Consider the following 25,330-nt stretch of genomic DNA (forward strand, 5'->3'; position numbering starts at 1 on the left):
AATAAAGTTATTGACCTTAGTTACAGAAAGCACTAACCTTAAATGTAAGCGCTTTCATTTGTTGTTCAAACATGATTTATCGTAATTTTCCTGTGTTTGTTAGCGCTTTACATCCAGGGTAAATAGACGTTACCCGACTAAATTTTATTACGTAGGTACAATTTAAAATGACAGCCAAACTCACTCTACCCCACAACTCAACCATGTTATCAAAAGACTTTGTTTATGGTGTAGCCACAGCTTCATTCCAAATTGAAGGTGCTTATGAGTCAAGACTACCCTGCATATGGGATACCTTTTGCAATACCCCAGGTAAGGTTATTGATGGTTCAAATGGTAAAGTAGCTTGTGATCACTACAATTTATGGCAACAAGATATTGAACTAATTGACTCTTTAGGAGTTGATGCGTATCGGTTATCAATTTCTTGGCCACGCGTTATAACTGAATCAGGTGAATTAAACCCAGAAGGTGTTGCCTACTATGTCAATATTTTAGACAAATTAAAATCTAAAAATATTAAAGCCTATGTCACACTTTATCATTGGGATTTACCACAGCATTTAGAAAACAACGGGGGGTGGTTAAACCGTGATACTGCGTATAAGTTTAGAGATTACGCCGATTTAATTTCAGCGGCCTTTGGTGATAGGGTTTATTCATACGCTACTTTAAATGAACCTTTTTGTAGCTCCTTTTTAGGTTATGAAGTTGGTATTCATGCACCAGGTATTGTAGGTAAAGAGTTTGGTAGAAAAGCGGCCCATCATTTATTACTAGCACACGGCTTAGCTATGGCGGTATTAAATAAAAATAGCCCTAATTCATTAAACGGTATTGTACTTAACTTTACCCCTTGCTACCCAGAAACTGACGCCGCTGACGATATAGCAGCAACCGCTTTTGCGGATGACTATTTTAACCAATGGTATATTAAGCCGTTGTTTGATGCTGCATACCCTGACATTATAATGCAGCTCCCTGTTGAAAACCGCCCTGACATTCAAGAAGGTGATATGGCCATAATATCGCACCCAATAGACTTCTTAGGGGTTAATTTTTATACCCGAGCAATATACCGTGCCGATGCTAATGAACATTTTTTTCAAATAGATCCACCAAAGCCGCGCACTGATATTGGTTGGGAGATTTACCCTAAAGCCTTTACCGAGCTCTTAGTGTCGCTTAATCAAAAATATAAATTACCGCCTATTTATATTACTGAAAATGGTGCTGCTATGGCTGATGAGCTTATTGATGGTGTTGTCAATGATCAAGATAGAATTAATTATTATCAAAGCCATTTAAATGCTGTTAACGATGCGATTGAATTAGGTGTCAAGGTTGATGGTTATTTCGCTTGGAGTTTAATGGATAACTTTGAGTGGGCTGAAGGTTATTTGAAACGTTTTGGCCTTGTTTATGTTGATTACGACACACAAGTAAGAACCATTAAAGCCAGTGGCTTAAGTTATAAAGCATTAATAAGTAACAGGTAAACAATCAATAGATGGACATTAATTGCTAGGTATTTCATCGCTATATTGTAATATCTAGCTTAGTGTAAATACAAAAAACAATAAAATACTGACCCCCAACAATAATAACCAATAGGTAATCAGATGACCAAGCTCCCTTTTTATGAAAAAGTAGGTTACGCCATGGGCGATGCTGCCGCTAATTTAGTGTGGCGCGGCGCACTCGCGTATTTAGCGGTATTTTACACTGACACCTTTGGTTTAACCGCAGCTGCGGCCGCCATGCTATTTTTAGTGGTACGTCTATCTGATGGCGTAACCGACATTATTATGGGAATGATAGCCGACAGAACCAACACGCGTTGGGGCAAGTTTAGGCCATGGATATTATGGTCAACCCCTTTTTTAGCCCTTTTTATGGTGTTAAGCTTTACCACGCCCGACTTAAGCTATACTGGCAAACTTATTTATGCCTACATTACCTACATAGGTTTAACACTTGCCTATACCCTAAATAATGTGCCTTATTCCGCATTAATGGGCGTAATAACCCCTAGTGACACTGAACGTACCAGCTTATCTGGTTTCCGTTTTGCCGGTGCATTTGCCGGCGGCTTGCTTGTTATGGGCTTTTTACCTGATTTAGTTGCCTATTTTGGTGGCGGTGACGATGCCACAGGCTATCAATACACCATGTATTTGTTTGCTGTTATTTTAGTTTTGTTAATGATCACGACCTTTGCCACAACCAAAGAGCGTGTCACCCCCAGTATTGATAAATCCAGTAACTTAAAAGCTGAATTGCTCGACTTAACCAAGAACTTACCCTTTATTATTTTGCCCTTATTAGCCATGACATTATTTTTCTACTTTCGAGAAATTTATAGCGGGTTGTTTTTTGTTGCTGTTATGGGGGGCATGTGGCTTGTTATAAAAAAACTCATCGCCAACCCCGATGAAAAGTTAAGCGGAACCCAACGCGACATGGTTGACTTATTAACCAATAAACCGTGGTTAATCTTGTTAGGAATGGGCTTTATCACCATGTTATTTAATGGCATTAAATATGGCACTATCGCCTATTACTTTAAGTACCATGTGGGTAGTGAGCTATTAGCTGGAAAATATTTTGTCATATTATTAATCGCTTCTATTTTAGGTGCATTATCAACAAGTTACATAGCAAATAAAATTGGAAAACGTAAATTATTTATAGGCTCACTTCTGCTAAGTGGCTTACTTACTGCTGCTTTTTACTGGGTACCTAAAGGTAACCTTATCGCCATTTTTGTTTTAGGGGGGGCTGCTGAATTTTTTGCCGCTATTATGCCAACCCTATACTTTACCATGCTAGGTGATTCTGCCGACTATTCTGAATGGAAAAACGGCCGCCGTGCTACTGGCCTCATATACTCTGCCGGCACTTTCGTCCAAAAAACTGGCGGGGGCTTTGCCGGTGCACTCGTTTTAGTGGTGCTTGCTGGCTATGGTTACAATGGCATGGATAAATCTACCATTGAAGCGTCTTTACCAGGTATGCAATTACTGATGAGTTGGATCCCTGCAGCCTTTGCTTTTGCAGGTGCGTGCTTAATGCTTTTTTATCCATTGTCAAGTAAAGACAACCAAAAAATAGGCCGTGAGTTAGCGCAGCGTAGAGCTGCAGTACCAGTATTTTAATGAGACTTAATTATCAATGATCAGCATCAAAGAAAAAATAGCCTATGGGCTCGGTGATACAGCCAGTAATATTATTTTTCAAACCGTGATGATGTTTTTACTGCTATTTTATACTGACGTGGTTGGCTTATCTCCTGCGGTAGTAGGTACTATGTTTTTAGCCGTACGCTTAATTGATGCAGTTACCGACCCTATTATGGGTAATCTAACGGATAAAACCCAAACAAAATGGGGGCAATTTCGCCCTTACTTATTATGGATGGCACTGCCCTTTGCCTTACTTAGTATATTGGCTTTCACCACACCTGATTTAACCGACAACAATAAAGTCATTTACGCCTTTGTCACTTATACACTGCTAATGATTGCTTACACCGCGATTAATATTCCTTACTGTGGCTTAGGCGGCGTACTAACTAAAGATGCAAAAGAACGTGTAACTGTACAATCCTACCGCTTTGTTTTTGGCATGCTAGGCGGTGTTATTGTTGCTTCAGCAACCATGCCAATGGTTGAATGGTTTGGTAAAGGCGATGCTGCCAAAGGTTACCAACTCACTATGATTACCATGAGTTCACTGGGTGCCATCTTATTTTTATTATGCTTTTTAGGCACAAAAGAACGTGTGAAACCGCCAGAAAGTCAGCAGTTATCTATGAAAGAGAGCCTAAAAGCATTATGGAAAAATGATCAATGGCGAATTTTATGTATCGCTGCTTTTTATTTACTCTCTGGCCAAGTATTACGCCTTACACTTGCTGTGTATTACGTTAAATATTTCCTTGGCCGTGATGACCTCATTACTGCCTTTTTAACCTTAGGCGTCATTGCCAGCATGGTCGGTTGCGCCGTTGCACAACCGCTGGCAAAACGCGTTTGTAAAATAAAAGCCTATATATGGCTACAAATTTTAGCCGCTTCAATTTGTATTGCTAGCTTCTTTATTCAAGCAGATCAAATTATTATTGCCTTTGTCGCCTTCATTTTTTGGAAGTTTTTTCTTGATATGGCGTCACCATTGCTTTGGGCAAAAATGGCTGACACCATCGACTATGGTCATCAAAAAACAGGCATCAGAGTAACTGGCTTAGTGTACTCTGGTGTCATCTTTTTTATTAAGCTGGGTATCGCTATCGGTGGTGCTTTAGCTGGCTGGTTATTAACTTTTTATGGCTACCAAGCAGAGACAGAGCAAAGTGAAAACACCAAGCAAGGTATTATATTATCCTTTACTATTTTTCCTGCGCTTGGCTCATTTGCTGTTGCTTGGGTTATGCGAAAATATACACTTACCGAAGAGAAAATAACTAAACTGCAAGTAGAATTAAAAACCGTATCGAGTTAACATAATTAACCGTATATTAGAGTTTTTCTTAACAGTTTTTTCTTACAAATAAACTCTATTTAACATTAAATTGCGCAATTTAGGAAACACATGGCAACAATATATGAAGTATCTCGCATGGCAGGTGTTTCACTAGCAACAGTTTCAAGAGTAATAAACAATAATACACGTGTTAGTGATAAAACACGTAAAAAGGTTGAAGACGCTATGCTCGAGCTAGGCTATCGACCAAACTCTATTGCGCAATCCTTAGCCTCTAACCGCACTAACAGTGTGGGTATATTAGTCTCTGAATTAGACGGGGCGTTTTTTGGTCAAATGATGGCTGGCATTGAGTCTGAACTAAGAGCTGCGGGCAAACATGTTATTATTACAACAGGGCACAGTGAAGAAGATAAAGAAAAAGAAGGCATTGATTTTTTAATCTCACGCAATTGCGACGCGCTTATAATACATGTAGAAGGCGTCACCGATGAATACTTAATTGAACAGGCAAATAAGAGTAAAACACCGATTTACTTGATGAGCAGAATTGTTAAAAAACTCAAAGCAAACTGCATTTACTTAGATAATGAACTTGGCGGCTATCTCGCTGCAAAAGCGGTTATTGATAGTGGCCATACCCAAATTGCTTATATTTCAGGCCCCAAATTTAAACCTGATTCAAAAGACAGATTAACAGGCCACAAAAGAGCGTTAGCTGAGCAAAACCTGACCTTTAACGACGCCTTATATTTTGAAGGTAACTTTAAAGAAAATGGCGGCAAAGAAGGGCTTAAAAAGTTTATCACTGAAAAAACACCTTTCACCGCGTTAGTTTGTGGCAATGATGAAATGGCTTCAGGTGCCATGACGTATGCCCGTGAACATGGTTTAGCATTACCAGAAGACTTGTCAATTATCGGCTACGATAATATTATTTTTTCGCGCCACATTTACCCAAAACTAACAACCATAGACAACCCTATTTATGATATGGGACACATGGCTGCAAAATTAGTACTTAAAAATGTTTATCAACATAAAGACCTAGTAGTAAACCACTCGTTTGAACCCACGCTGATCTTACGAGACTCTTTAGCTAAAATACCATAAAGTCAGATTGACTCGACGTGCACGTTTCTTTTTATAATCAAGCCACTGCCTGCTCATCTACTTTGCTATTTCAAAAAACGATTAAGCTAGCGTCTCGAAAAAAGTGATTAAAGGTATCTTAAGCCGGCAACTGGTTAGTTAATGCCATTAAAGCTTTTGATTGCCCGCATGTTACCTTATTGAACTTTACTTATTCAGTGAATGATTCATTCCCTTTTTTATACATCAGTATTCATTTACTATACGAGTGTTCACCTGCCCTACTTGAGCTAAAAACGCTAAAACCAACGACTTGACTCACACTAACCTTGGCTTATAAATTAACGTTCAAAGACATAAACAGTCGATTCATCGTTTTTTTTTCGCTTTGTAAGCATTAAAAATGTTAGCTTACGCTCTTTGATTTATTTATTAGACACTAAATTTATGAACGTAAAAACAACACAGCAAACTTCAAAAGATAGTTGGTTTAACCGATTTTTAGCATCGGTAGAGTACTTGGGCAACTTACTACCACACCCAATCACATTATTTGCCTTATTTTGTCTGTTTATCATTGTCTTTAGCGGCATTGCTGATTGGTTTGGCTTAAGTGCAATAGACCCTCGACCTATTGGCTCTGCGGGTAGAGACCCTGACGGGGTGATTGAGGTAATTAGCTTGTTAAGCGGTGATGGTTTACAAAAAATCGTCACTGGGTTAGTCACTAATTTTACTAATTTCGCACCACTTGGAACCGTTTTAGTGGCTTTGCTCGGCGTAAGCGTGGCTGAGCATTCAGGGCTTTTATCAGCAGCACTTCGTGGCATGGTAATGGGTGCGTCAAAACGTTTCGTGACCTTTATGATAGTGTTGGCCGCTATTTTATCTAATACCGCTTCTGAGCTTGGCTACGTGGTGTTAATCCCGCTTGCTGCAATGATATTCCACAGTTTAGGTCGCCACCCGTTAGCCGGCTTGTCTGCTGCGTTCGCTGGGGTTTCTGGTGGCTACAGTGCTAACCTATTACTGGGCACTATTGATCCTCTTTTAGCAGGCATAACAACGCCGGCAGCCCAAATGATTGACCCAAATTACCAAGTAGGACCAGAAGCTAACTGGTACTTTATGATGGTATCTACTTTTCTGATCGCGATACTAGGCACGTTCATAACTGAAAAAGTGGTAGAGCCACGACTGGGGAAATACAGCGATGATGAAGCCAGTGAACCACTTGATTCAAACATTGCTCACCTTTCTCCTCTTGAGCGTAAAGGGTTAATGTATGCTGGGCTTACTTTCCTAGGTTTAGTAATTTTATTAGCACTTACCATTGTGCCTGCCGACGGTATTTTAAGAAACCCTGAAACAGGATTGGTCAAAGGCTCGCCATTTTTACAAGGCATTGTTGCCTTTATATTTATCACCTTTGCTATCCCAGGTTTTGTCTACGGTAAAGTGGTGGGTACCATGAAAAACGACCGTGACGTTATTAATGCCATGAGTAAAAGTATGAGCTCGTTAAGCATGTACATTGTGCTGGTATTTTTTGCTGCGCAATTTGTTGCCTTTTTTAAATGGACAAACTTAGGCACTATTTTGGCTATTAATGGTGCTGAATTCTTACAAGCATTAAGTATGACAGGGCCAGAAGTCTTTGTGTTGTTTATTTTAATGTGTGCTTTAATTAACCTGACATTGGGCTCTTCTTCTGCGCAATGGGCCGCAACCGCACCAATATTTGTGCCTATGTTAATGTTAATTGGCTATGCACCAGAAACCATACAAGCCGCATACCGCATTGGCGACTCAGTCACCAACCTTATTACACCAATGATGAGCTATTTTGGTCTAATACTCGCCGTAGCGGCTAAGTATAAAAAAGATGTTGGCATAGGTACATTAATCGCGACCATGTTACCTTACAGCATGGCCTTTTTAGTTGGTTGGATAGCGTTATTTTATCTTTGGGTATTTGCTTTTGGCTTACCGGTTGGGCCTGGCTCTCCTATATATTTTCAACCATAGTGAGTAAAAGTAGGCTTAATACTATTGCTTATATTAACGCACCACACTGTGAATAAGAGTGCGGTGCGTGTTTCTAATTATTTTTATTGATTAACTTCTGACACAACAAGTTGTTGAAGTTGTTTATAACCGAAATGAACAAGTGGTTTTCCATTAACAAAAAAGCCAGGGGTTTTATTCACATTAAGCTGTTTCGCATCTGACATGTCGAGCTTTACTCGCCTTAAAACCTCAGCACTTTGGCTATCTTCTCTTAATTTGTTCATATCTAGACCAAGACCGTCTAGTTGCTGCCAAAATTTTTCGGGGTTAGAAACATGATGTTCTATCCATGAATCCCTCGTTGCATAAGCGCGCTGTAACGTTTGCCAAAAACGATCCTGCAAACGAGAGGCTTCTAAAATGGCAACGATCACATCTGAATTTTGATGTAATGGTAAATAACGCAAGACCAAATTCACTTTACCAGGGTTTTCGTTCATCAACTGCTTAACAAAAGGATAAAATGCACTGCAGGTTCCACAGGCTGGATCAAAGAATTCAACAATCGTTACCTTAGCGTCAGGTGGCCCCATCATGGGTGAGTGTTCGCGCTCTATATACTCACTATTTTTTTGCGACGTACTGCTAAGTTCTTTGTTTTTATGGTTGTTATATGTGGTCGCAGCCACAATAAATAACACAATAAAAAAAATTGCCGTAGCGACAACAATTATATTTTTTTTCATTAACAAAACCTTTTTCGATAAGTAAATAAAAGCACAATGATGGCACTATAAGCAAAAATAGAGAGCATAGGAATAGTAATAAAGCCCATAAGCTCCAAGTTGATTTTTGCACAAGACAACTCTTCACTGCATGGCTGGAGTGACTCAGGAATAACCCCCATATAAACGAGGTAGTGATATACAGCAAACCCTAAGCCAATAATGGCCAGAGGCAAGGTATAACGCACCACAGCAAGGTCTACTTTGTTATCTTGAGGAAACATGCCTACCAAGAACAACACCGCTAACGGATAAATAAAAACACGCTGCCACCAGCAAAGCACACAAGGTTTTAACCCCATAACTTCACTAAAAAACAAGCTGCCAAATAAAGCCGCCATCGCAATTAACCAGCAGATAAAAATTAAACCCAACCCCGCTGGATTCTTAGTTGATATTTTATCTTGTGTCACTTTATTAATAATCTCGCTTAAAGTTTTGGCTAATTAAAGTCGGTTGTTCTCTTTTTCAAAGGTTATCATAATTCCTTAGTGTATATAACAGTACCGATAATAAACAAATGGTAAAAAGTCTATACCGAGTAAATTGGTTAAGATTACTTATTCCTGTGCAGCATAATAAGCCGCAATATCGGCAATGTCTTGCTCACTTAAATTAGCGGCTTGAGGTGCCATCATCATTGTCATGCCACCTGTGCGCTCACCGGCTTTGTAAGCGTTAAGTGCACTAACTAGATAGTCGGCCCATTGTCCATTCAAGTTAGGGTACATACTGACCGCTGACTTACCATTTGCGCCATGGCAAGCCGCACAAACAGCAACTTTATTTGCACCCGCTTTTGCATCCCCGACGATTTGCGCCTCAGCTACACGTGGTAGCGCCAGCATGCCTAACACCAATATGGCGAGCGAGATTTGGTTCCATTTAAAAAACATGTTTTTCCCCTATAATAAAATGTGAAATAACACAGTGTTGACGTAAAGGTTATAGCCAAGTAGAAGCTTAATTTAGCCTATTTGCAATTGCTTTTAATTCAAACAACTCAATACATTGATTCAAGTCAAGCTAACAGGCTAAAAACCGCTGAACAGCAGTGAATATATGGTGTTCACTACCATTAGCTGCTACTCTTTTCTTATCAATTATAGCGTAAATTAATGCGTGCATTTTATCGTTTAGTCTTTCATTTGATGCATTAATGTAATTGGGTTTCATGTAGAAGTCAGTATGTCTGACGTTTTGCAAAACTTAACAAAGTCGAGAGCCAAACCAGCTAAGTGCATTATCAAAATAAAAGGTGACACTGCTGCTCTATAAACTTGGCACTTTGCAAGATAGTTGAGTCAACCACTAAAGTCGATGAGGAAAAAATCATGGGAATGTTTAAGCTAAAGCGCCGAGATTTTCTTAAGGGACTGGGGCTAACAGGCACCAGTGTAATGTTAAGCGGCAATGTTTGGGGACTTAATAGATTAGCGCCAATAGGCGATACCTTAGCAAACGAATACCCTTACCGTGGTTGGGAAGACTTATACCGAGACGAATGGCAATGGGACACGGTTGGGCATGCTGCACATTGTATCAACTGCATGGGCAACTGCGCGTGGAATGTCTATGTTAAAGATGGCATCGTTATTCGTGAAGAGCAAATCGCTAAATACCCTCAAGTAAATAAAAACGTACCCGACGCAAACCCACGTGGTTGTCAAAAAGGTGCTATTCACTCCACTTCCATGTACGAGGCCGACCGTTTACGTTATCCACTGAAACGAGCCGGTGAGCGCGGTGAAGGTAAATGGCAACGAATTTCTTGGGATCAAGCAACAGAAGAAATCGCTGATAAAATCATTGATATTTTTGAAAAATACGGACCAGGCGCACTGAAAACACACCAAGGCTCTGGCAACCAAACAATGGTGCGAAACTCGGCACCTAACCGTTTCTCTTCCTTAGTAGGCGGTATTCAGTTAGATGGTTTTACCGTGGTGGGTGATTTAAACACCGGTGCGCATTTAGCCTACGGCAACCCGCTTGAGAGTTTTACGTCTGATGCATGGTTTGACGCTGACTACATTATGTTAGGCATGATAAACCCAAACGCCACCCGTATTCCTGATGCGCACTACATTTGGGAAGCAAAATACAACGGCGCGCGTATTACCAGCACAGCACCTGATTACAACCCTAGCGCTATCCATACCGACCTATGGATGCCCATTACACAAGGCTCAGATCCGTTTTTAGCCATGTCGTTTGTTCACGTCATTATAGCAGAAGGTTTAATTAAACCTGACTTTATAAAAGAACAAACTGACCTACCTATGTTAGTGCGTAAAGACAACGGTAAGTTGTTACGCGAAATTGACTTTGAAGAGGACGGCTCTGACGAGGTGTTTTACCACTGGGATTTAAATACCAACAAAGCGGTTAAAGCAAAAGGCTCAATGGGTGACAAAACTAAAACCCTAAAACTTGGCAATATCGACCCCGCTATAGAAGGCGAGTTTGAAGTTGAAGGTATTGCGGTTACCACGGTATTTGAACAAGTAAAAAAAGAAGCGGCTAAATATTCGCCTGAAGAAACACAACAATACACCAATATTCACCCTGATATTGTACGTCAAGAAGCACGTCACTTAGCCGCGGCTAAAAAAGCGATTATTATGCTTGGCTACATTACTTCCAGTTATTCAAACTGCTTATATATTGGTTGGGGTTACGCCTTAGCACTAGCACTGACTGGGCATGGCGGCAGAACAGGTGGTTTAGATACCTCTTGGGTTGTGTGGAACCACCCTGCTTGGACAGAACTGGCTACCTTTGATGGGAAAAAATCAGCACGCTATGAAGCGGGCGGTTTAGGTGAATTTTTACGCGGCGGCATGATGGAAGGTGCGCGTAAGCACTTTGATAACAAAAAACTAAAAGAACGTGTGGGCTTTGACCTTGACGAGATGGAAGAGATGATGGATGAGTCTCTTGAAAAAGGTTGGATGCCCTACTACGGCGAAATAAAAGGCATGATTACAGTGGCTGACAACACATTCCGCCGTAACAAAATGTCGAATAAGTATCGTGAAGAGCATTTACGTCAAGCCAAAGAGTTGTACGTAAACGTAAATGTGCGCATGGATTCAACGGCAGAGTGGGCTGATTATGTATTACCCGCAGCGAGTCACTACGAGGCTTGGGATTTGCGCTCTCAAGGCTACCACCGTTTCGTGAACGTGTTTACTCGTTCGGTAGAGCCGGTAGGCGAGTCTAAGCCTGACTGGGATATTATGGCGCTATTAACCAAGAAAATTCAAGAGCGCGCTCTAGCTCGCGGCGTAAGTTCTTATCCTGACGGTGAGGTAACCCGAGATCTCCATACGATTCACGATGACTTTACCAAAAATGGCATGTTAAACACTGATTATGATGTAACCAAGTATATTGTTGAGAATTCGCCTGAGCTTGGCGGCGCAACGTTAGAGGGAGGCGCTAAACAAGGTTTCTTCGTAATGAATGAAAAGGCGGGGTTAAATCAACCGTTGAAAAAAGACGAGCCATATAATCCGTTTACCGCGCAAACTGATGGTAAAAAACCATACGATACCCTAACAGGGCGCATCACTTTCTATTGCGATCATCCACGATTTGAAAGGCTAAAATCAACGGTACCTACAGCACGTTTACATGCAGGGCCTAAAGCCTCTAATTATCCATTAGAGTTTTATTCACCTCATGCGCGTTGGGGAATACACTCAAACTGGCGTAGTAATAAATTTTTGTTACGTTTACAACGTGGCGAACCCAATATCTATATCAACCCACAATTAGCTGCCCAGAAAGGCGTAAAAGACGGTGATCGAGTGAGGCTATTTAATGCAAATGGTGATTTTTATGCCCAAGCAAAGTTTTACCCAAGCATTCCGGTTAACTCAATTATGATGGAACATGGCTGGGAGCCTCATCAGTATATTCAACGAAAGAATATGAATATATCCAATGCTATATTCTTACAGCCACTTGAGCTTGTAGGTGGGTGGGGACATTTGAAATTCCTATATTGCATGTGGAACGCTAACCAGCATATTCATGAGAGTTGCTACGATTTAGAGTTAGCGAAATCTGAAGATGTTCTGTTCCCAGGCGACCTTAAGGAGAAATTAGTATGACCGTTAAACGCCAACTCAGCATGGTACTCGACTTAAACAAATGCATCGGTTGTCAAACATGTACCGCCGCATGTAAGTTAATGTGGACTAACCGCAATGGCCGTGAATCAATGTACTGGAACAACGTAGAATCTCAACCTGGTACTGGCTACCCTAAAAACTATGAAAAAATGGGCGGCGGTTTTGATAAAGACGGCGCACTACGTTTAGGCCGCCAGCCTAGCCAAGAAGATTATGGCGTTCCTTGGGAGTACAACTATAAAGAGGCGTTAATGACAGGCACCGACCCTTGGCTACGTCCTAATGTTAAACCTACTTGGGGCGTAAACTGGGATGAAGATGAAGGCGCAGGTGATTACCCTAATAGTTACTACTTCTATCTTCCTCGTTTGTGTAACCATTGCGCCAATCCGGCTTGTTTAGCTGCTTGCTCACGTAATGCAATATACAAACGCCAAGAAGACGGCATTGTGCTGGTAGACCAAGAGCGCTGCCGCGGTTACCGCTACTGCGTAAATGCGTGTCCTTACAAAAAAGTTTATTTTAATGAGGAAATTTCTAAATCAGAGAAGTGTATTTTCTGCTATCCACGCATAGAAAAAGGCCTACCCACCGCGTGTGCACAGCAGTGCGTAGGACGAATACGTTGGATTGGCTATCGGGATGACGAAGAAGGCCCTATTCACCTATTGGTAGAAAAATACAAGGTTGCTTTACCACTGCACGCTGAATGGGGAACAGAGCCCAATGTGTTTTATGTGCCACCTACTTCGCCGCCTAAGTTTGGTCCTGCTGGCGAACAGTTAGATGAGTCACGTATTCCTTTATCGTATCTTGAGAGCCTGTTTGGGCCACGAGTAGGCGAAGTATTAGACACCTTAGCCGAAGCTAGAGAACGCAAAGCAAAAGGCCTAGACAGCGAGTTGATGGACACTTTAATAGGCTTTAAGCACGCTGAAATGTTTAAGTTAAGCTAGGATTAATGTAATGACAACACTGAAGATTCGAACGAAGCAACAGCGTGAAAGTGACTACGCACAAGCACGACAAGCGATTTATCGCTTGTCTGCTGTAATGTTTGCATATCCGCTGCAAGAAACGCAACAAGCACTAGAAGAAGGCCGTTTGCAACAGGCGCTCGATAATGCATGGCAAGCTTCAGGCTACGAACCATGGCCTGTGTTTGATATTAGCGAAAATGTAAGCAGCCTAGAAGTAGGCTACATGAGTACATTTATACATGGTCGTCGCGGCAAACCTAGAGTGCCCTTAGTAGCAAGTGCCTACGAGGGGCTTGTTAACGGGCAAACACCGGGTACCTTCATGTTAAATGTACAAGCATTTTATAGTCATTTTGGTGTAAAAGCGGCGGTTGATGATGAAGGTGTGCAAGACGAGCCAGATCATTTGGTATCAATGCTCGAGTTTTGTGCATTATTATGCCATTTAGAAGTCGAAGCACTGGAGAATGAGCGTGATGCTACCCCCTATAAACGAGCGCAGCGAGATTTTTTGGCGCGCTATCTGCAACCTATGCTACAACAATTACGAAGCACATACGCTAGAGAGAGTCAGTACGGTTTAGACCCTAACATCGCGCATCTCATTGAGGTGTTACCGGGTTGGGTAGGCACACAACAGCTAGCACTTGAATCTCAAGTAGGGCCGAGTATTAAGCCAACATCTGATCGAATTTCAGTTGCCACTAGCAGTGAATCACTGTGGGACTAAATCAGCCTCGATAATAAGGAGTTACGCCGTGAACATCTACCACTACCTCAAGAAAAGCGCTCTTTGTTTAACACTTGTCATAACAAGCAGCGCATTAATGGCCGACGACAGCCCATTAAACCCGAACAGCCAGCAAGTGCAACCAGGTGATACCATAAAAGCTACACCAATCCCAAGTAATCTTTTTTTGCGCAGACAAAATGATCCCGATGATCTCATTTGGGACCGTGTGCCTATCTATGGTACCAAGCTATCAATAGCACCACCGGTGCACCAATCAGCAACGATACGCTTTAATGACGATGCTACTGTAATGCAAAACCTCTATTTTCAGATTGCACGCTCAAACAAAAGGCTTTATGTGCGCTTTAATTGGCGAGATAAAACTGAAGATCGTAACAGTACAGTTGAAGAGTTTCGTGACGCTGTAGCTATTCAATATGCACTTAATGGACAAGACACATCTTATATGATGGGTTCAGGCCATGACAAGCCAGTTAACATTTGGTATTGGAAAGCAGATACAAATACGGTTGAAAATTTAGCCGCGGGAGGCTATGGCAGCACAACCATCCTTGAGAGTCAGAACGTAACGGGTACAGGTGACTATATCGTTAAGACACGAGAACGTGATAACGAATGGCATGTCGTTATGTCACGCCCTTTAAAAGCAAGTAACGAGCACGATGTCGACTTTACTAGCGCTCAAGTGCCAATCGCCTTTGCTTTATGGCAAGGAAGTAAGGAAGAGAGAGACGGAAATAAACGCGTAAGCCATACTTGGATTATACTCGACACTGGGGCTAATGACGTCACAAAGAATACCAAACCCAAAGAGACTGAGCAAAAGTGCGGTTGGCTATGGTTTTGGCAAAATGATGATGATTGTTAAACTACATTTGCCGAAAAATATATTTGCACTTAACGGCTTTAAGTTAACAGTAGGCTTGTGCTTCACATAGCCTAACTGCTAGCTTGAGAATTATCATAAAAAATAAGGTTGAAACAATGTCTGTTACTCAATTTCCTGGCTCTGACCCACTTGCTGTTTCCCCACATGATTGCAAACGTGGTCATGCTTGCCAGTTTTGCCCTGAGGAAAACACCTGTAAGCTTGATAAGGGACACCATGAGAAACGCTTGATTGAGTCTCGTTTAGCAAAAATGGGACAAATTATTATGGTTATGGCAAACAAAGGTGGCGTTGGTAAAAGTACAGTATCCGCCAACTTGGCCGCTGGCTTAGCCGCAAAAGGTTATAAAGTAGGTGTCGCTGATGCTGATGTGCATGGTCCGAACCAAAGCCGGTTTTTTGGTTTTGTTGGTGAACGCGTACGGTTAAGTAAAAATGGATTACCGACCCACGAGTTCAAATACGACAGTATTGAGCAACCAATAAAAGTAGGCTCACTGGCTTTCATGATGGACCGTGACGACACCCCTATAGTATGGCGTGATGCATACAAGCACGACTTTATGCATCATCTAATAGGCTCTTTTGATTGGGGGGCATTAGATTACTTGATCATTGACATGCCGCCTGGAACAGGCAATGAACTGATCACCCTAGCTGACTTGTTAGAGGGCCATGATGTTGCTGCACTGTTAGCCACCACCCCACAAGCAGTAGCGTTAATGGATAGCATGAAGGCCGTGCGCTTTTGTCAAGAGCGGAGCCTGCCCTTAATCGGCGTAGTTGAAAACATGGCCGGCGTAACCTGCCCTCATTGCAGCGGTCATTTCCATGTATTTCCAAGAGCACATTTAGCACAAGCTTTAGCTGTATCAAACGTAAGTTCGGTCGCGCAAATTCCATTATCGCTGGCTTTATCAAGCGGTTCCGATTCAGGTGTACCGGTAGTTTTAACTGACCCACAAGGGCCGGAAGCGCTTGCCTTTGCACCTGCCGTAGAGGCCTGCATAACTTACACAAAAGCTGTATTTGCAGAAGCGGCAACACAATCTCTTGCACAGTTCAAGCAAGCTGGTGTATCCGCCTCACAGCTAGAAAGAGCCCTTAATGCAGTTCCTTCTGAGCAAAGAGAAGAGTTGCGTAAACAGCTTCAGACTATGTTAGATAACAACACCAATCACTAAGTTAAGTGTTGTTCACCCCCATTACTATTAAGCTTCACCCTTTTACTTGAGAGTACACCACAATGACTGAGTCAACCCCTTCCGATCGTCGCCGATTTTTCAAGCAATTATTTGTACCTGATATTAAAGCCCCAAATCGCGCACCGTGGCACAGAGTACCCGAAGTTGGTGCCGGAGATGGTGACGTATTGTGGTCAGGTTGGACGAGCGAGGGTGAACTATTTGTCGTGGGTGATGAAGGTAAAATATTACACTATGATGCCACCGTTGCTGACAATACCCCGCAATGGCAACAAATGTCTGTCCCCGTGCGCCAACCATTACATTCTATATGGGGCAGTTCTCCTAAAAACATATTTGCAGTTGGCTGGATGGGCTGCTTACTGCACTATAACGGGATAGAATGGCAACAACTACGCGGCGGACTCATTGATAAACATACCGAGCGCTTTGCTGCATGCCAAGAAAACACGCCCCTATTTGCAATTGACGGCAACCTAAAAGGTCAAGCTTGGGCAGTGGGTGATGATGGGGTTATTCTCCATTTTGATGGCCATCACTGGCAAACACAAGCGAGCCCAACAACAATGAACCTTCGCACTGTATTATGCGCCGCTGACAATACAGTATATGCAGCCGGTGGTGAAGGGACAGTGCTCAAATGTGCAGAAAATGGTGAGTGGACGCAAGTAGAATGCCCTTATGGCTCAGGCTTTCAAACCATGTTACAGATGCCTGACGGTAGTTTGCTATTAGCAGGTGGACGTTATTTTGTGAAACAAGGTGGCTTTAAAGGTGAATTAGTACACTATAAAAATGGTATTTTTCAAGCGTTAGAGTTTAATCAAACTATGCCCCGTATACGTTCACTTAAACACTATAAAGGCGGCGTTTTAATTACTGGTGATAGAGGTCATTTATACTATTTAAATGATTTACGCTTAGATAAACTAGAGAGTAACACCCATCACGATTTGATGAGCAGTGTAGTGATGCCAACAGGCGAAGCGATTGTTGTAGGTGATTTTGGCACAATAATGACTGCAGCTGAAGACTTTACTCAAGTACTTGCCTTACCTGCACAAGCAAAAGAAACAAGTGTTTGGGATACCTTAGCGGCTCCGACTAATCGGCAGTTGTGGGGCGTCACCGAAGGCCTTGATGGTAGCGTTTATGCCTATGGTGAAGAAGGTACGGTATTACGGCGATATAATGATAAATGGCAAGTTTTACCAGCACCAAGTGACTTGACTGTGCATTGTCTGGTGGATACCGGTAACGGTTTATTCGCTGCAGGACAGTTTGGACGCATATATCGCTTTGGTGGCGAACACTGGACATTGCATTTTGACTTGCATTTAGACATTACCATTTTAGCCTTATGGGCTAGTGGCCCTGACGCTATTTATGCGGTTGGTGATGAAGGGCTAGTACTGCATTATAATGGACTAAGTTGGGAGCGCTTATCAAGTGGCACTAAGTCAGCGTTGTACAGCATTTGGGCATGGGATGAAAAACACATGCTAGCGCCAGGCGATTTTGGCCTAATACTTCGATATAACGGAAGCGAATGGACCGATTTTAACGTAGGCACAGAAAACTTTATCTATGATGTGTGGGGCGATAGTTTAAGCAATATTTACGCAGTGGGTTTGTCAGGCACCTTGTCACACTTTAATGGTCAACGCTGGCAGAAAATGGCTACCCGCATGCAAGACGACTTATTGGCTATTGATGGCTCCCCCGAACAAGGTGCTTATATAGTAGGTACTCGAGGGCGTATATTACGACTTAAAAGTGGCCAACTAACACCTGAGGAAAGTGGCACAGATGCAGGTTTACGTGCCGTTTGCGTGACTCAGAGCAACGGTATCTTTGCAGTAGGTGACAAAGGAGTCATTCTGCGTCGGCTAGCATAATAAAGCCCGAAAGTTGAGGCAACTTTCGGGCGGTGCTAAATAAGTGCCAATGCATTAAAATGTTTTTGAAATCGCAACAACTATACGGTTATCAAATATTTGATTTGAATTAGTATTCGTACCATAAAAGGCATGGTAACCATCTAGATCTGTGTCGTAATACCTTAAGTCAAGCAAATAGCCTAATACAGGTCTGCTCACCCCTATATTCCAGTGCGTCCAATCGAGGCTTGCTATATCTTCATAGCCGGCATCGCCAGAATAATCAAAACCTTGATAACCAATAGATGCTGCTAGCGTGAACTTGTGTGGCAGTGATAGCGCAACATGCGTCGCCAGATGCCATGACATCAAGTCTTTAATACCAAACCATTCGGTAAGCGTTGGTGAAAACTCAAATTTAAGATTAACCTTGCCAAACTACTTGTCAACAAAGTTAAACATTTCTAAATAATTCGATGGGCTATCGCTTGGGTATATATACTGAAATAGAGAGCCATTGTAATTAATACCGCTTCCGCCAATATCATTGACCGCATACCCACCCGTAATACCATAAATACCGTTAATTTTGGGGTTAGTAAAGGCTGCCGCCTCATCTTCACCCGGAAACAGTACGTTAGCCATATAAAAGCCAGTGTAAAATCCACTATTATGAGCCCAGGTTATTTGCCCTTTCAATGACGGAATTTGCCCATCATTAGTTTCTGATTCTCCACGAAAGACATAGTCACTGGCAAACTCTACCCACGTGCTTATTTTACCTCCAGCAATTAAATTATCTTCTTCAGAAAGACTTGCCTGAGCACTAACGTTAGCACTGAGGGATGCAGTTAAAAATACAGAAGCAATGAAGCTTGTTATTCGACTAAATTTCATAATTTACGCTCCTAAATAGTAAGTGCAAATTATCATCTATAAGGGGAGGATCGTTATTGACCCTGGTCAAGCAAAAGACGTGAAAGTAAAAATTCCCGTATCCATAAATTCCATTTTGATTACTCCTTTGTCATTAACTGTTGTACGTCAATATTAATCCTTTTTTTCATTGCTTGGATTAAGTTAACTGATAGCTGTTCAATTAAAACCAGCTTCTCTTGATCTATATGAGATAGTACTAATTTTTGCTTAGCTTTTGAAACTTTGCCGCCACCGTTTATGATAATTGATGTTATTTTATCTAACGTGTTATTTGGTATGTCTGTTAGATCATTGATCGCACCTTTGATAGCATCAAAAACGACAAGTAAGCCAATCTCTTCTACTAATTCGTTTGAAATAGCTTTGTTCATCATGTCGTACACAAATTTTACGTGTTCTGTGTAATCAGGGTAGCGGTACATATAGTCAATATCGTTGTGCACGATTAATTTATTATTATTTTCGCTATCAAGCTCCCAATCCAGCATTGCTAAGATAGGGCGTGAAATTGTTTCAAGAACAGAGTCATACTGTTTTTGATTTTTCAATATAGCTGCTGAAATGGGAATGATAAATTTATACTCAGGCTCTCTTTGCTTCATAACATCATGAATTAAGTAACGATGAATTCGACCATTACCATCATCAAGTGGATGTATATAAACTTCACCAAATGATATAGCGGTGGCATGTATTAATGCTGGCACTGCTGAATCTATCATTAGTCGTTCATGCGTTTTTAGTAATCCTTCCATCATACTAGGTATATGCTTAGCTAGTGCGCCGATATAATGTACATCTTCATCTATTCCAGCTGAACGATAGATAGTAGTACCTACATAGATTTCGTCTGTTCGATAGTCATTAGCTTGTTTATTCTTTTCTACTATTTTATTTTGTAAATCGATGAGTTTTTCTTTTGTTAATTCAAACAAACCGACATTTTTGATGGCATTTAAAAAACGCTTCATCTTGTGTTTATCTGGCGTTTCTCGTTCAATTTCGTTTGATGATTTTGTTTCTTTTGTATATAAATAATTTATCGAGCGACCTAATACATCGGCAGTGAGCGGGTCGCCAACTTTTTGCATTTCAGCGTATGCTGTTTGATAAACGTCTATATCTTCTAGTGCTTTTACTTCTTTCGTTTTTCGGAAAGTAGGACAAAAATCTTTTGTGCCAATAGCATTATTAATAACACGAGTACGTTTATCTTTATCTCCGTTAGTTAACGTATAATAAAATTCATCTTCAAAAAGTTGAATATAGTTACCTTTGGTTAAATCGTTCAGGTCTAGTTTTTGTTCTGTTAACCATTCGTATAAATACCATATGACTCTGTTGTATTTTGAATTAGGCTTATCTTCGATAAAAGCAGTTAGTGCTTTTACATCTACTTTCTGAAAAATAGCGGCAAAAAAATGAAGTCGAATACCCTGATATTTGATTGCTGATACCATATGTTCAAAAGACGTTTCTGCTTGTTTACGCGAACCCGGTATAATTTTTCTTTTTGACGCGCCATAGAAGATCAACTTTTCAGTATCGGCTTGAGGGTCTTGATATACTTCAACATCTAGCTTTGGTAGCAATAAATTGTAGTATTGATTTAAGTAGGTATAGCCAAGTGGTGTCATATTAAACTTTACTTATTCAGTGAATTATTCAATACTTTCTGTATAAAGTACTTATGTATGTGCTTTTTCTATCAAGAAATGTTCATTCCTTACAAAACACTTACAATATGTAAATTACACTTACAAATCAAACAAAACACTTATAATTTTAGTTTTTAAAGTGAATTTCAACTTTTCACTTACTTTTTATTTTGTAAACTAAGTTCTTCTAGGTAATCACTCCACGTTTGCATCATTTTTTTACGCTCTGGTACATATATAGCTCGGTTGTATGCACGTGCCCCTGTTAGGTGAGCTAATTACACTTCTATCACGTCATGCGACCACCCTTGTTCATGCAAAATTGTTGAAGCCGTGCTTCTAAAACCGTGAGCTGACATAACATCGGCCGAATATCCCAAGTCTCGTAATCGATTTGTCATTACATTTTTACTCATAGGCATACTGCTGTCACGGCTATTTGGAAAAACATAAGGTGAATACCTTGTTTCAACATAAATATATTCAAGCTGCTTAATGACTTGTTTAGAAAGCGGAACAAGGTGGTCTCGGTCTTTTTTCATTTCTTTTACGGGAATCCGTATCAGCTTTTCCTCAAAGTCAACATACTCCCATTTAAGCCCTCTAATTTCTTTTAGCCGCAGAAGCACCCTTGGAATAAGTTTTAAGTAAGCGCGCATGATAGTCAACTATCAAGACAAGCTAAATATTCTCCTGTATAATCTCGCCCAATTCATTAAAGCCTAAGCAAAGACCCTGAATTTGCACTAAAGGCAGTTAAACCACCATTTATGACGCTGTAATACCTTATTAAACGATAAGTTAATGCATCGACAACGCTATACAGTTCAAGTTGAGAGAGCACATGACCGTAGAGCAATTCGACCCAAGCACAAGTAACTCAAATAAAAGCCAAACAACCACGTTAGATATTCCATCTAAAATAATTGAAGAGCAAAGTAAAGCGACTGTTGCTTCAAATAATGAAACAAATCGCGCTGCAAAGGTAGGCTTCGTAAGTCTCGGCTGACCAAAGAACTTCGTAGATTAAGGACGCTTTTTTATTTATGACAATGCCCCCTCGGGTTAAATTAGTCAAATACCCCCTCAATTATTCATTACCATTTATGTCAGCAATACAACATTAAGCTGACTGTAAGTAATCCTGATATTTGAAATAGTTAATGTTACCTTAGCGCACAGAAAAGTCATAAAAACGAAATAGTAAAACTTCCGCTTTCGTATCAATTAAGACATAATAAAAATATTCCTAGAGATTAATAAACAGCTAATAAAAAAGCCTGAATATCACTATTCAGGCTTTCGTTTAAATGGTTAGAACTTCAGTTATAGATGTAAAATCTATTACATCATGCCGCCCATACCACCCATGCCGCCCATGCCGCCCATATCAGGCATTGCAGGGGCTGAACCAGTATCTTTTACGGGTGCATCGGTAATCATCGCTTCAGTTGTTAGCATTAAGCCGGCTACTGATGCTGCAAATTGCAATGCTGAACGTGTTACTTTTGTTGGGTCAAGAATACCCATTTCAAGCATATCGCCGTAAGTAGAGTTACTTGCATTGTAACCGTAGTTACCTGTACCACCAGTACGTACTTGATTTAATACTACTGAGGCTTCGTCGCCTGAGTTAGTCGCAATTTGACGTAATGGTGCAGACATTGCGCGAATAGCAACTTTAATACCGTGTGTTTGGTCTTCGTTGATACCTTCAAGGTCTTTAATGGCGTCTGCAACTCTAACTAATGCAACACCACCACCAGCAACTACGCCCTCTTCAACGGCTGCGCGTGTGGCATGTAATGCATCTTCAACACGGGCTTTTTTCTCTTTCATTTCAACTTCTGTTGCTGCACCAATTTTAATTACAGCCACACCGCCAGCAAGTTTAGCTAAACGCTCTTGCAGTTTTTCTTTATCGTAGTCTGAAGATGACTCTTCAATTTGGCCGCGAATTTGAGCAACACGTGCTTGAATGTCTGCTTCTTCACCAATACCGTCGATAATCGTAGTGTTGTCTTTTGAGATAACAACACGTTTTGCTTGGCCTAAATCTTCTAACGATGCTTTTTCAAGCTCCATGCCTATTTCTTCAGAAATTACCGTTGCCGCTGTTAGTGTGGCAATATCTTGCAACATCGCTTTACGACGGTCACCAAAACCAGGCGCTTTAACAGCTGCTACTTTAACAATACCGCGCATGTTGTTTACAACTAATGTCGCTAAGGCTTCACCTTCAACGTCTTCAGCAATAATTAATAATGGCTTACCAGCTTTTGCCACGCCTTCAAGAGTAGTAAGCAATTCACGAATATTAGAGATTTTTTTATCAACTAATAAAATGAATGGGTTTTCAAGCTCAACGGTGCCACTTTCTTGATTAGTCATGAAATAAGGAGACAGGTAGCCACGGTCAAACTGCATACCTTCAACAACGTCAAGCTCATCTGTTAATGCTTGTCCTTCTTCAACGGTAATAACGCCTTCAGTGCCCACTTTGTCCATCGCGGTTGCAATAATTTTACCTACAGTATCATCAGAGTTGGCTGAAATAGTCCCAACTTGTTCAATCGCTTTGTTGTCTGCACATTGCTGAGAGGTTTCTTTTAATGCTTCAACAGCTGCGATAACCGCTTTGTCGATACCTCGTTTCAAGTCCATTGGGTTCATACCCGCAGCAATTGATTTTAAACCTTCATTAACAATCGCTTGTGCTAATACAGTAGCAGTCGTTGTACCATCACCTGCTTCATCATTAGCTTTAGACGCAACTTCTTTCACCATTTGCGCGCCCATGTTTTCGAACTTATCTTCTAACTCGATCTCTTTGGCTACAGACACACCGTCTTTTGTAATTGATGGGCCACCAAATGATTTGTCTAATACTACGTTACGACCTTTTGGCCCTAAGGTTACTTTTACTGCGTCTGCAAGCACGTTTACACCATTAAGCATTTTTACGCGTGCATCATTACCAAATAAAATATCTTTTGCTGCCATGTTATCTATTCCTATAATTTTGTTTATTTACACCGTTTTTAAACGATGCCCAATATATGTATCGATTAAACTTCCTCTTAAGCAACTGTGCTCAAGAGCAAAGAGAAAGTGCGGTACTAACGTTAGCCAGTGAGCACTTTTATGCCGTTATTGGGAAACAGTAACGACAAGTTAACATCTTAATTATTCGACGATAGCGAGAATGTCTGATTCAGAAAGAATCAATACTTCTTCCCCGTCAATTTTTTCAGTTTTAATGCCATAACCTTCAGAAAATATAACTTGATCACCCACTTTTACGTCTAAAGGGCGTACATCACCATTTTCTAAAATACGGCCGTTACCAACAGCAATCACTTCAGCACGTGTTGATTTTTCTGCTGCACTGCCTGTTAGCACAATGCCACCAGCTGATTTAGATTCAACTTCTTTACGTTTAACAATTACGCGATCATGTAATGGACGAATACTCATTTATTCTCTCCTAAGAGTGTTAGTTTTAACAAATTTATTGATGTATAGTAAATGGGGCTAAAAAAACACTTCACAAGTGTTTTTTAGACTAAAAATAGCAATTATTAATCTTTCCGTTTTCCGTCACCTTTTATATCACTTTGATGGGGATTTTTTTCCGAATAAATAGCCTTACCTTCAATAAAAGCAACTGCGCTAGCTTCCTCATTATTCACCTCATTTTCATAGGTATAACCCGTTTCTTGGGTGAAAGTAGAGGAATGAAAGTGCGTATGTGTGCCAAAGCTATGTGTTTGATGAGTTTTCATGCGCTTTTGTACTGCTTTTGCTAACGCTTGACGTGCACCCGGTATGAGGAGCATCAAACCAAAAAAGTCAGTAACAAAGCCTGGTGTAACTAAAAGCACCCCAGCCACTAACAACACTAAGCCTGTCACTATTTCACTTGAGGGCATTTCCCCTTGTGCCATTTTAGTTTGTACTGATTGCATTGTTGCCAAGCCTTGCTGGCGCACATACTTTGCGCCAAGCCAAGCACTCATTATAACGATAGCCACCGTTGGCCACGGACCTATCAATTCTCCAACTTGCATTAACACTGTAATTTCTATGATAGGTATGATAATAAATAGTGCAAATAATAGGCGAAACATAAAGACTCCTGTTTTCTTTGTAAGATATATTGGGTTCAACAGGTCTTTTTCAAGCACAAGATATATTTATTACTGGCTTAGATCATATTTACTTCACTTAACTGCCTATATTACTGGTGTTATTTGCTTGTTTTTATGAAAATAGCATAAGGCATCATTATCGGTGGATCATGCTATGATTTTTTAACGCTTATACCTTAGCAGTAATAACCTTATCCAATTAAATGCTAGAATGAATAATATCCAGCCACTTCAAGAGAGAAGTCTAAGCGCTGAGGTGTTTTGGATATACATCCTTATCGAGATGATTATGATGTAGTGCACGTGATTGCTTTGAATATCCAGCAAGGTGATCACTCTTGTTTAAACTGGATCAGTGAA

At 40.9% G+C, this 25,330-nt stretch carries 20 protein-coding genes and 1 pseudogene; 12 read left to right on the forward strand and 9 right to left on the reverse strand.

Translation table 11 applies throughout. The features are described from left to right. Positions 1-167 precede the first annotated feature (167 nt). From AC0UA9_RS02830 to AC0UA9_RS02850, 5 genes are all read left to right on the forward strand, one after another. On the forward strand, positions 168-1,499 hold the full coding sequence (locus AC0UA9_RS02830; protein ID WP_475656738.1) for a GH1 family beta-glucosidase: 1,332 nt from the start codon (positions 168-170) through the stop codon (positions 1,497-1,499). A gap of 123 nt (positions 1,500-1,622) precedes the next feature. After that, positions 1,623-3,158 (forward strand): MFS transporter, encoded by a 1,536-nt coding sequence (locus AC0UA9_RS02835; protein ID WP_475656742.1) that lies wholly within the window; start codon positions 1,623-1,625, stop codon positions 3,156-3,158. Positions 3,159-3,174: 16 nt separating this feature from the next. Further along, the gene (locus tag AC0UA9_RS02840) at positions 3,175-4,503 is read left to right on the forward strand and encodes a glycoside-pentoside-hexuronide (GPH):cation symporter (protein ID WP_475656745.1); all 1,329 of its coding nucleotides are present in this window, start codon (positions 3,175-3,177) and stop codon (positions 4,501-4,503) included. Between the two features lie 90 nt (positions 4,504-4,593). Then, positions 4,594-5,598, forward strand: a complete 1,005-nt coding sequence (locus tag AC0UA9_RS02845; RefSeq protein WP_475656748.1) for a LacI family DNA-binding transcriptional regulator — start codon at positions 4,594-4,596, stop codon at positions 5,596-5,598. A 426-nt stretch (positions 5,599-6,024) separates the two neighbouring features. Next, positions 6,025-7,605, forward strand: coding sequence for an AbgT family transporter (locus AC0UA9_RS02850; protein WP_475656752.1), 1,581 nt, complete (start codon positions 6,025-6,027; stop codon positions 7,603-7,605). 83 nt (positions 7,606-7,688) lie between these two features. On the opposite strand, the gene AC0UA9_RS02855 is transcribed toward AC0UA9_RS02850, so the two are convergent. From AC0UA9_RS02855 to AC0UA9_RS02865, 3 genes are all read right to left on the reverse strand, one after another. Continuing rightward, positions 7,689-8,333: a DsbA family protein gene (locus tag AC0UA9_RS02855; protein ID WP_475656755.1), complete on the reverse strand. Its 645-nt coding sequence runs from the start codon at positions 8,331-8,333 to the stop codon at positions 7,689-7,691. Continuing rightward, positions 8,333-8,785 (reverse strand): disulfide bond formation protein B, encoded by a 453-nt coding sequence (locus AC0UA9_RS02860; RefSeq protein WP_475656759.1) that lies wholly within the window; start codon positions 8,783-8,785, stop codon positions 8,333-8,335. The genes AC0UA9_RS02855 and AC0UA9_RS02860 overlap by 1 nt, the downstream gene beginning before the upstream one ends. A gap of 147 nt (positions 8,786-8,932) precedes the next feature. Further along, complete coding sequence (locus AC0UA9_RS02865; protein ID WP_475656763.1) at positions 8,933-9,268, reverse strand: c-type cytochrome; 336 nt, start codon at positions 9,266-9,268, stop codon at positions 8,933-8,935. 438 nt (positions 9,269-9,706) lie between these two features. Here AC0UA9_RS02865 and clrA point away from each other — a divergent pair, with 438 nt between their 5' ends. The 6 genes from clrA to AC0UA9_RS02895 all read left to right on the forward strand — a co-directional run bounded on the left by clrA (position 9,707) and on the right by AC0UA9_RS02895 (position 18,240). Beyond that, a complete protein-coding gene (clrA, locus tag AC0UA9_RS02870; RefSeq protein ID WP_475656766.1) occupies positions 9,707-12,493 on the forward strand; it encodes a chlorate reductase subunit alpha in 2,787 nt (928 codons plus the stop codon). Continuing rightward, positions 12,490-13,470, forward strand: coding sequence for a chlorate reductase subunit beta (gene clrB, locus AC0UA9_RS02875; protein ID WP_475656770.1), 981 nt, complete (start codon positions 12,490-12,492; stop codon positions 13,468-13,470). The genes clrA and clrB overlap by 4 nt, the downstream gene beginning before the upstream one ends. Positions 13,471-13,480: 10 nt before the next feature. Continuing rightward, positions 13,481-14,224: a molecular chaperone TorD family protein gene (locus AC0UA9_RS02880; protein WP_475656772.1), complete on the forward strand. Its 744-nt coding sequence runs from the start codon at positions 13,481-13,483 to the stop codon at positions 14,222-14,224. Positions 14,225-14,252: 28 nt separating this feature from the next. Further along, positions 14,253-15,116 carry an ethylbenzene dehydrogenase-related protein gene (locus tag AC0UA9_RS02885; protein WP_475656775.1) on the forward strand — a complete coding sequence of 288 codons (864 nt, stop codon included), beginning with the start codon at positions 14,253-14,255 and terminating at the stop codon, positions 15,114-15,116. A 116-nt stretch (positions 15,117-15,232) separates the two neighbouring features. Then, positions 15,233-16,321: a P-loop NTPase gene (locus AC0UA9_RS02890; protein ID WP_475656778.1), complete on the forward strand. Its 1,089-nt coding sequence runs from the start codon at positions 15,233-15,235 to the stop codon at positions 16,319-16,321. Positions 16,322-16,383: 62 nt separating this feature from the next. Then, the gene (locus AC0UA9_RS02895; RefSeq protein ID WP_475656782.1) at positions 16,384-18,240 is read left to right on the forward strand and encodes a WD40/YVTN/BNR-like repeat-containing protein; all 1,857 of its coding nucleotides are present in this window, start codon (positions 16,384-16,386) and stop codon (positions 18,238-18,240) included. 54 nt (positions 18,241-18,294) lie between these two features. On the opposite strand, the pseudogene AC0UA9_RS02900 reads toward AC0UA9_RS02895, so the two are convergent. The 3 genes and pseudogenes from AC0UA9_RS02900 to AC0UA9_RS02910 form a co-directional block, all read right to left on the reverse strand. Next, positions 18,295-19,119: pseudogene (locus tag AC0UA9_RS02900) on the reverse strand (TorF family putative porin). A gap of 119 nt (positions 19,120-19,238) precedes the next feature. Then, entirely contained in the window at positions 19,239-20,798 is a 1,560-nt protein-coding gene (locus AC0UA9_RS02905) for a Fic family protein (protein ID WP_475656785.1), read from the reverse strand. A 299-nt stretch (positions 20,799-21,097) separates the two neighbouring features. Next, positions 21,098-21,478, reverse strand: coding sequence for a tyrosine-type recombinase/integrase (locus tag AC0UA9_RS02910; protein ID WP_475656787.1), 381 nt, complete (start codon positions 21,476-21,478; stop codon positions 21,098-21,100). Between the two features lie 185 nt (positions 21,479-21,663). Here AC0UA9_RS02910 and AC0UA9_RS02915 point away from each other — a divergent pair, with 185 nt between their 5' ends. Continuing rightward, on the forward strand, positions 21,664-21,828 hold the full coding sequence (locus AC0UA9_RS02915; RefSeq protein ID WP_475656789.1) for a hypothetical protein: 165 nt from the start codon (positions 21,664-21,666) through the stop codon (positions 21,826-21,828). Between the two features lie 335 nt (positions 21,829-22,163). Here AC0UA9_RS02915 and groL read toward each other — a convergent pair whose 3' ends face one another. The 3 genes from groL to AC0UA9_RS02930 all read right to left on the reverse strand — a co-directional run bounded on the left by groL (position 22,164) and on the right by AC0UA9_RS02930 (position 24,949). Beyond that, the gene (gene groL / locus AC0UA9_RS02920) at positions 22,164-23,822 is read right to left on the reverse strand and encodes a chaperonin GroEL (RefSeq protein WP_475656792.1); all 1,659 of its coding nucleotides are present in this window, start codon (positions 23,820-23,822) and stop codon (positions 22,164-22,166) included. A 183-nt stretch (positions 23,823-24,005) separates the two neighbouring features. Beyond that, entirely contained in the window at positions 24,006-24,296 is a 291-nt protein-coding gene (locus AC0UA9_RS02925) for a co-chaperone GroES (RefSeq protein WP_475656794.1), read from the reverse strand. Positions 24,297-24,400: 104 nt separating this feature from the next. Continuing rightward, entirely contained in the window at positions 24,401-24,949 is a 549-nt protein-coding gene (locus AC0UA9_RS02930; protein WP_475656796.1) for an FxsA family protein, read from the reverse strand. Positions 24,950-25,330 lie beyond the last annotated feature (381 nt).

It is taken from the genome of Colwellia sp. F1 (assembly GCF_056238625.1).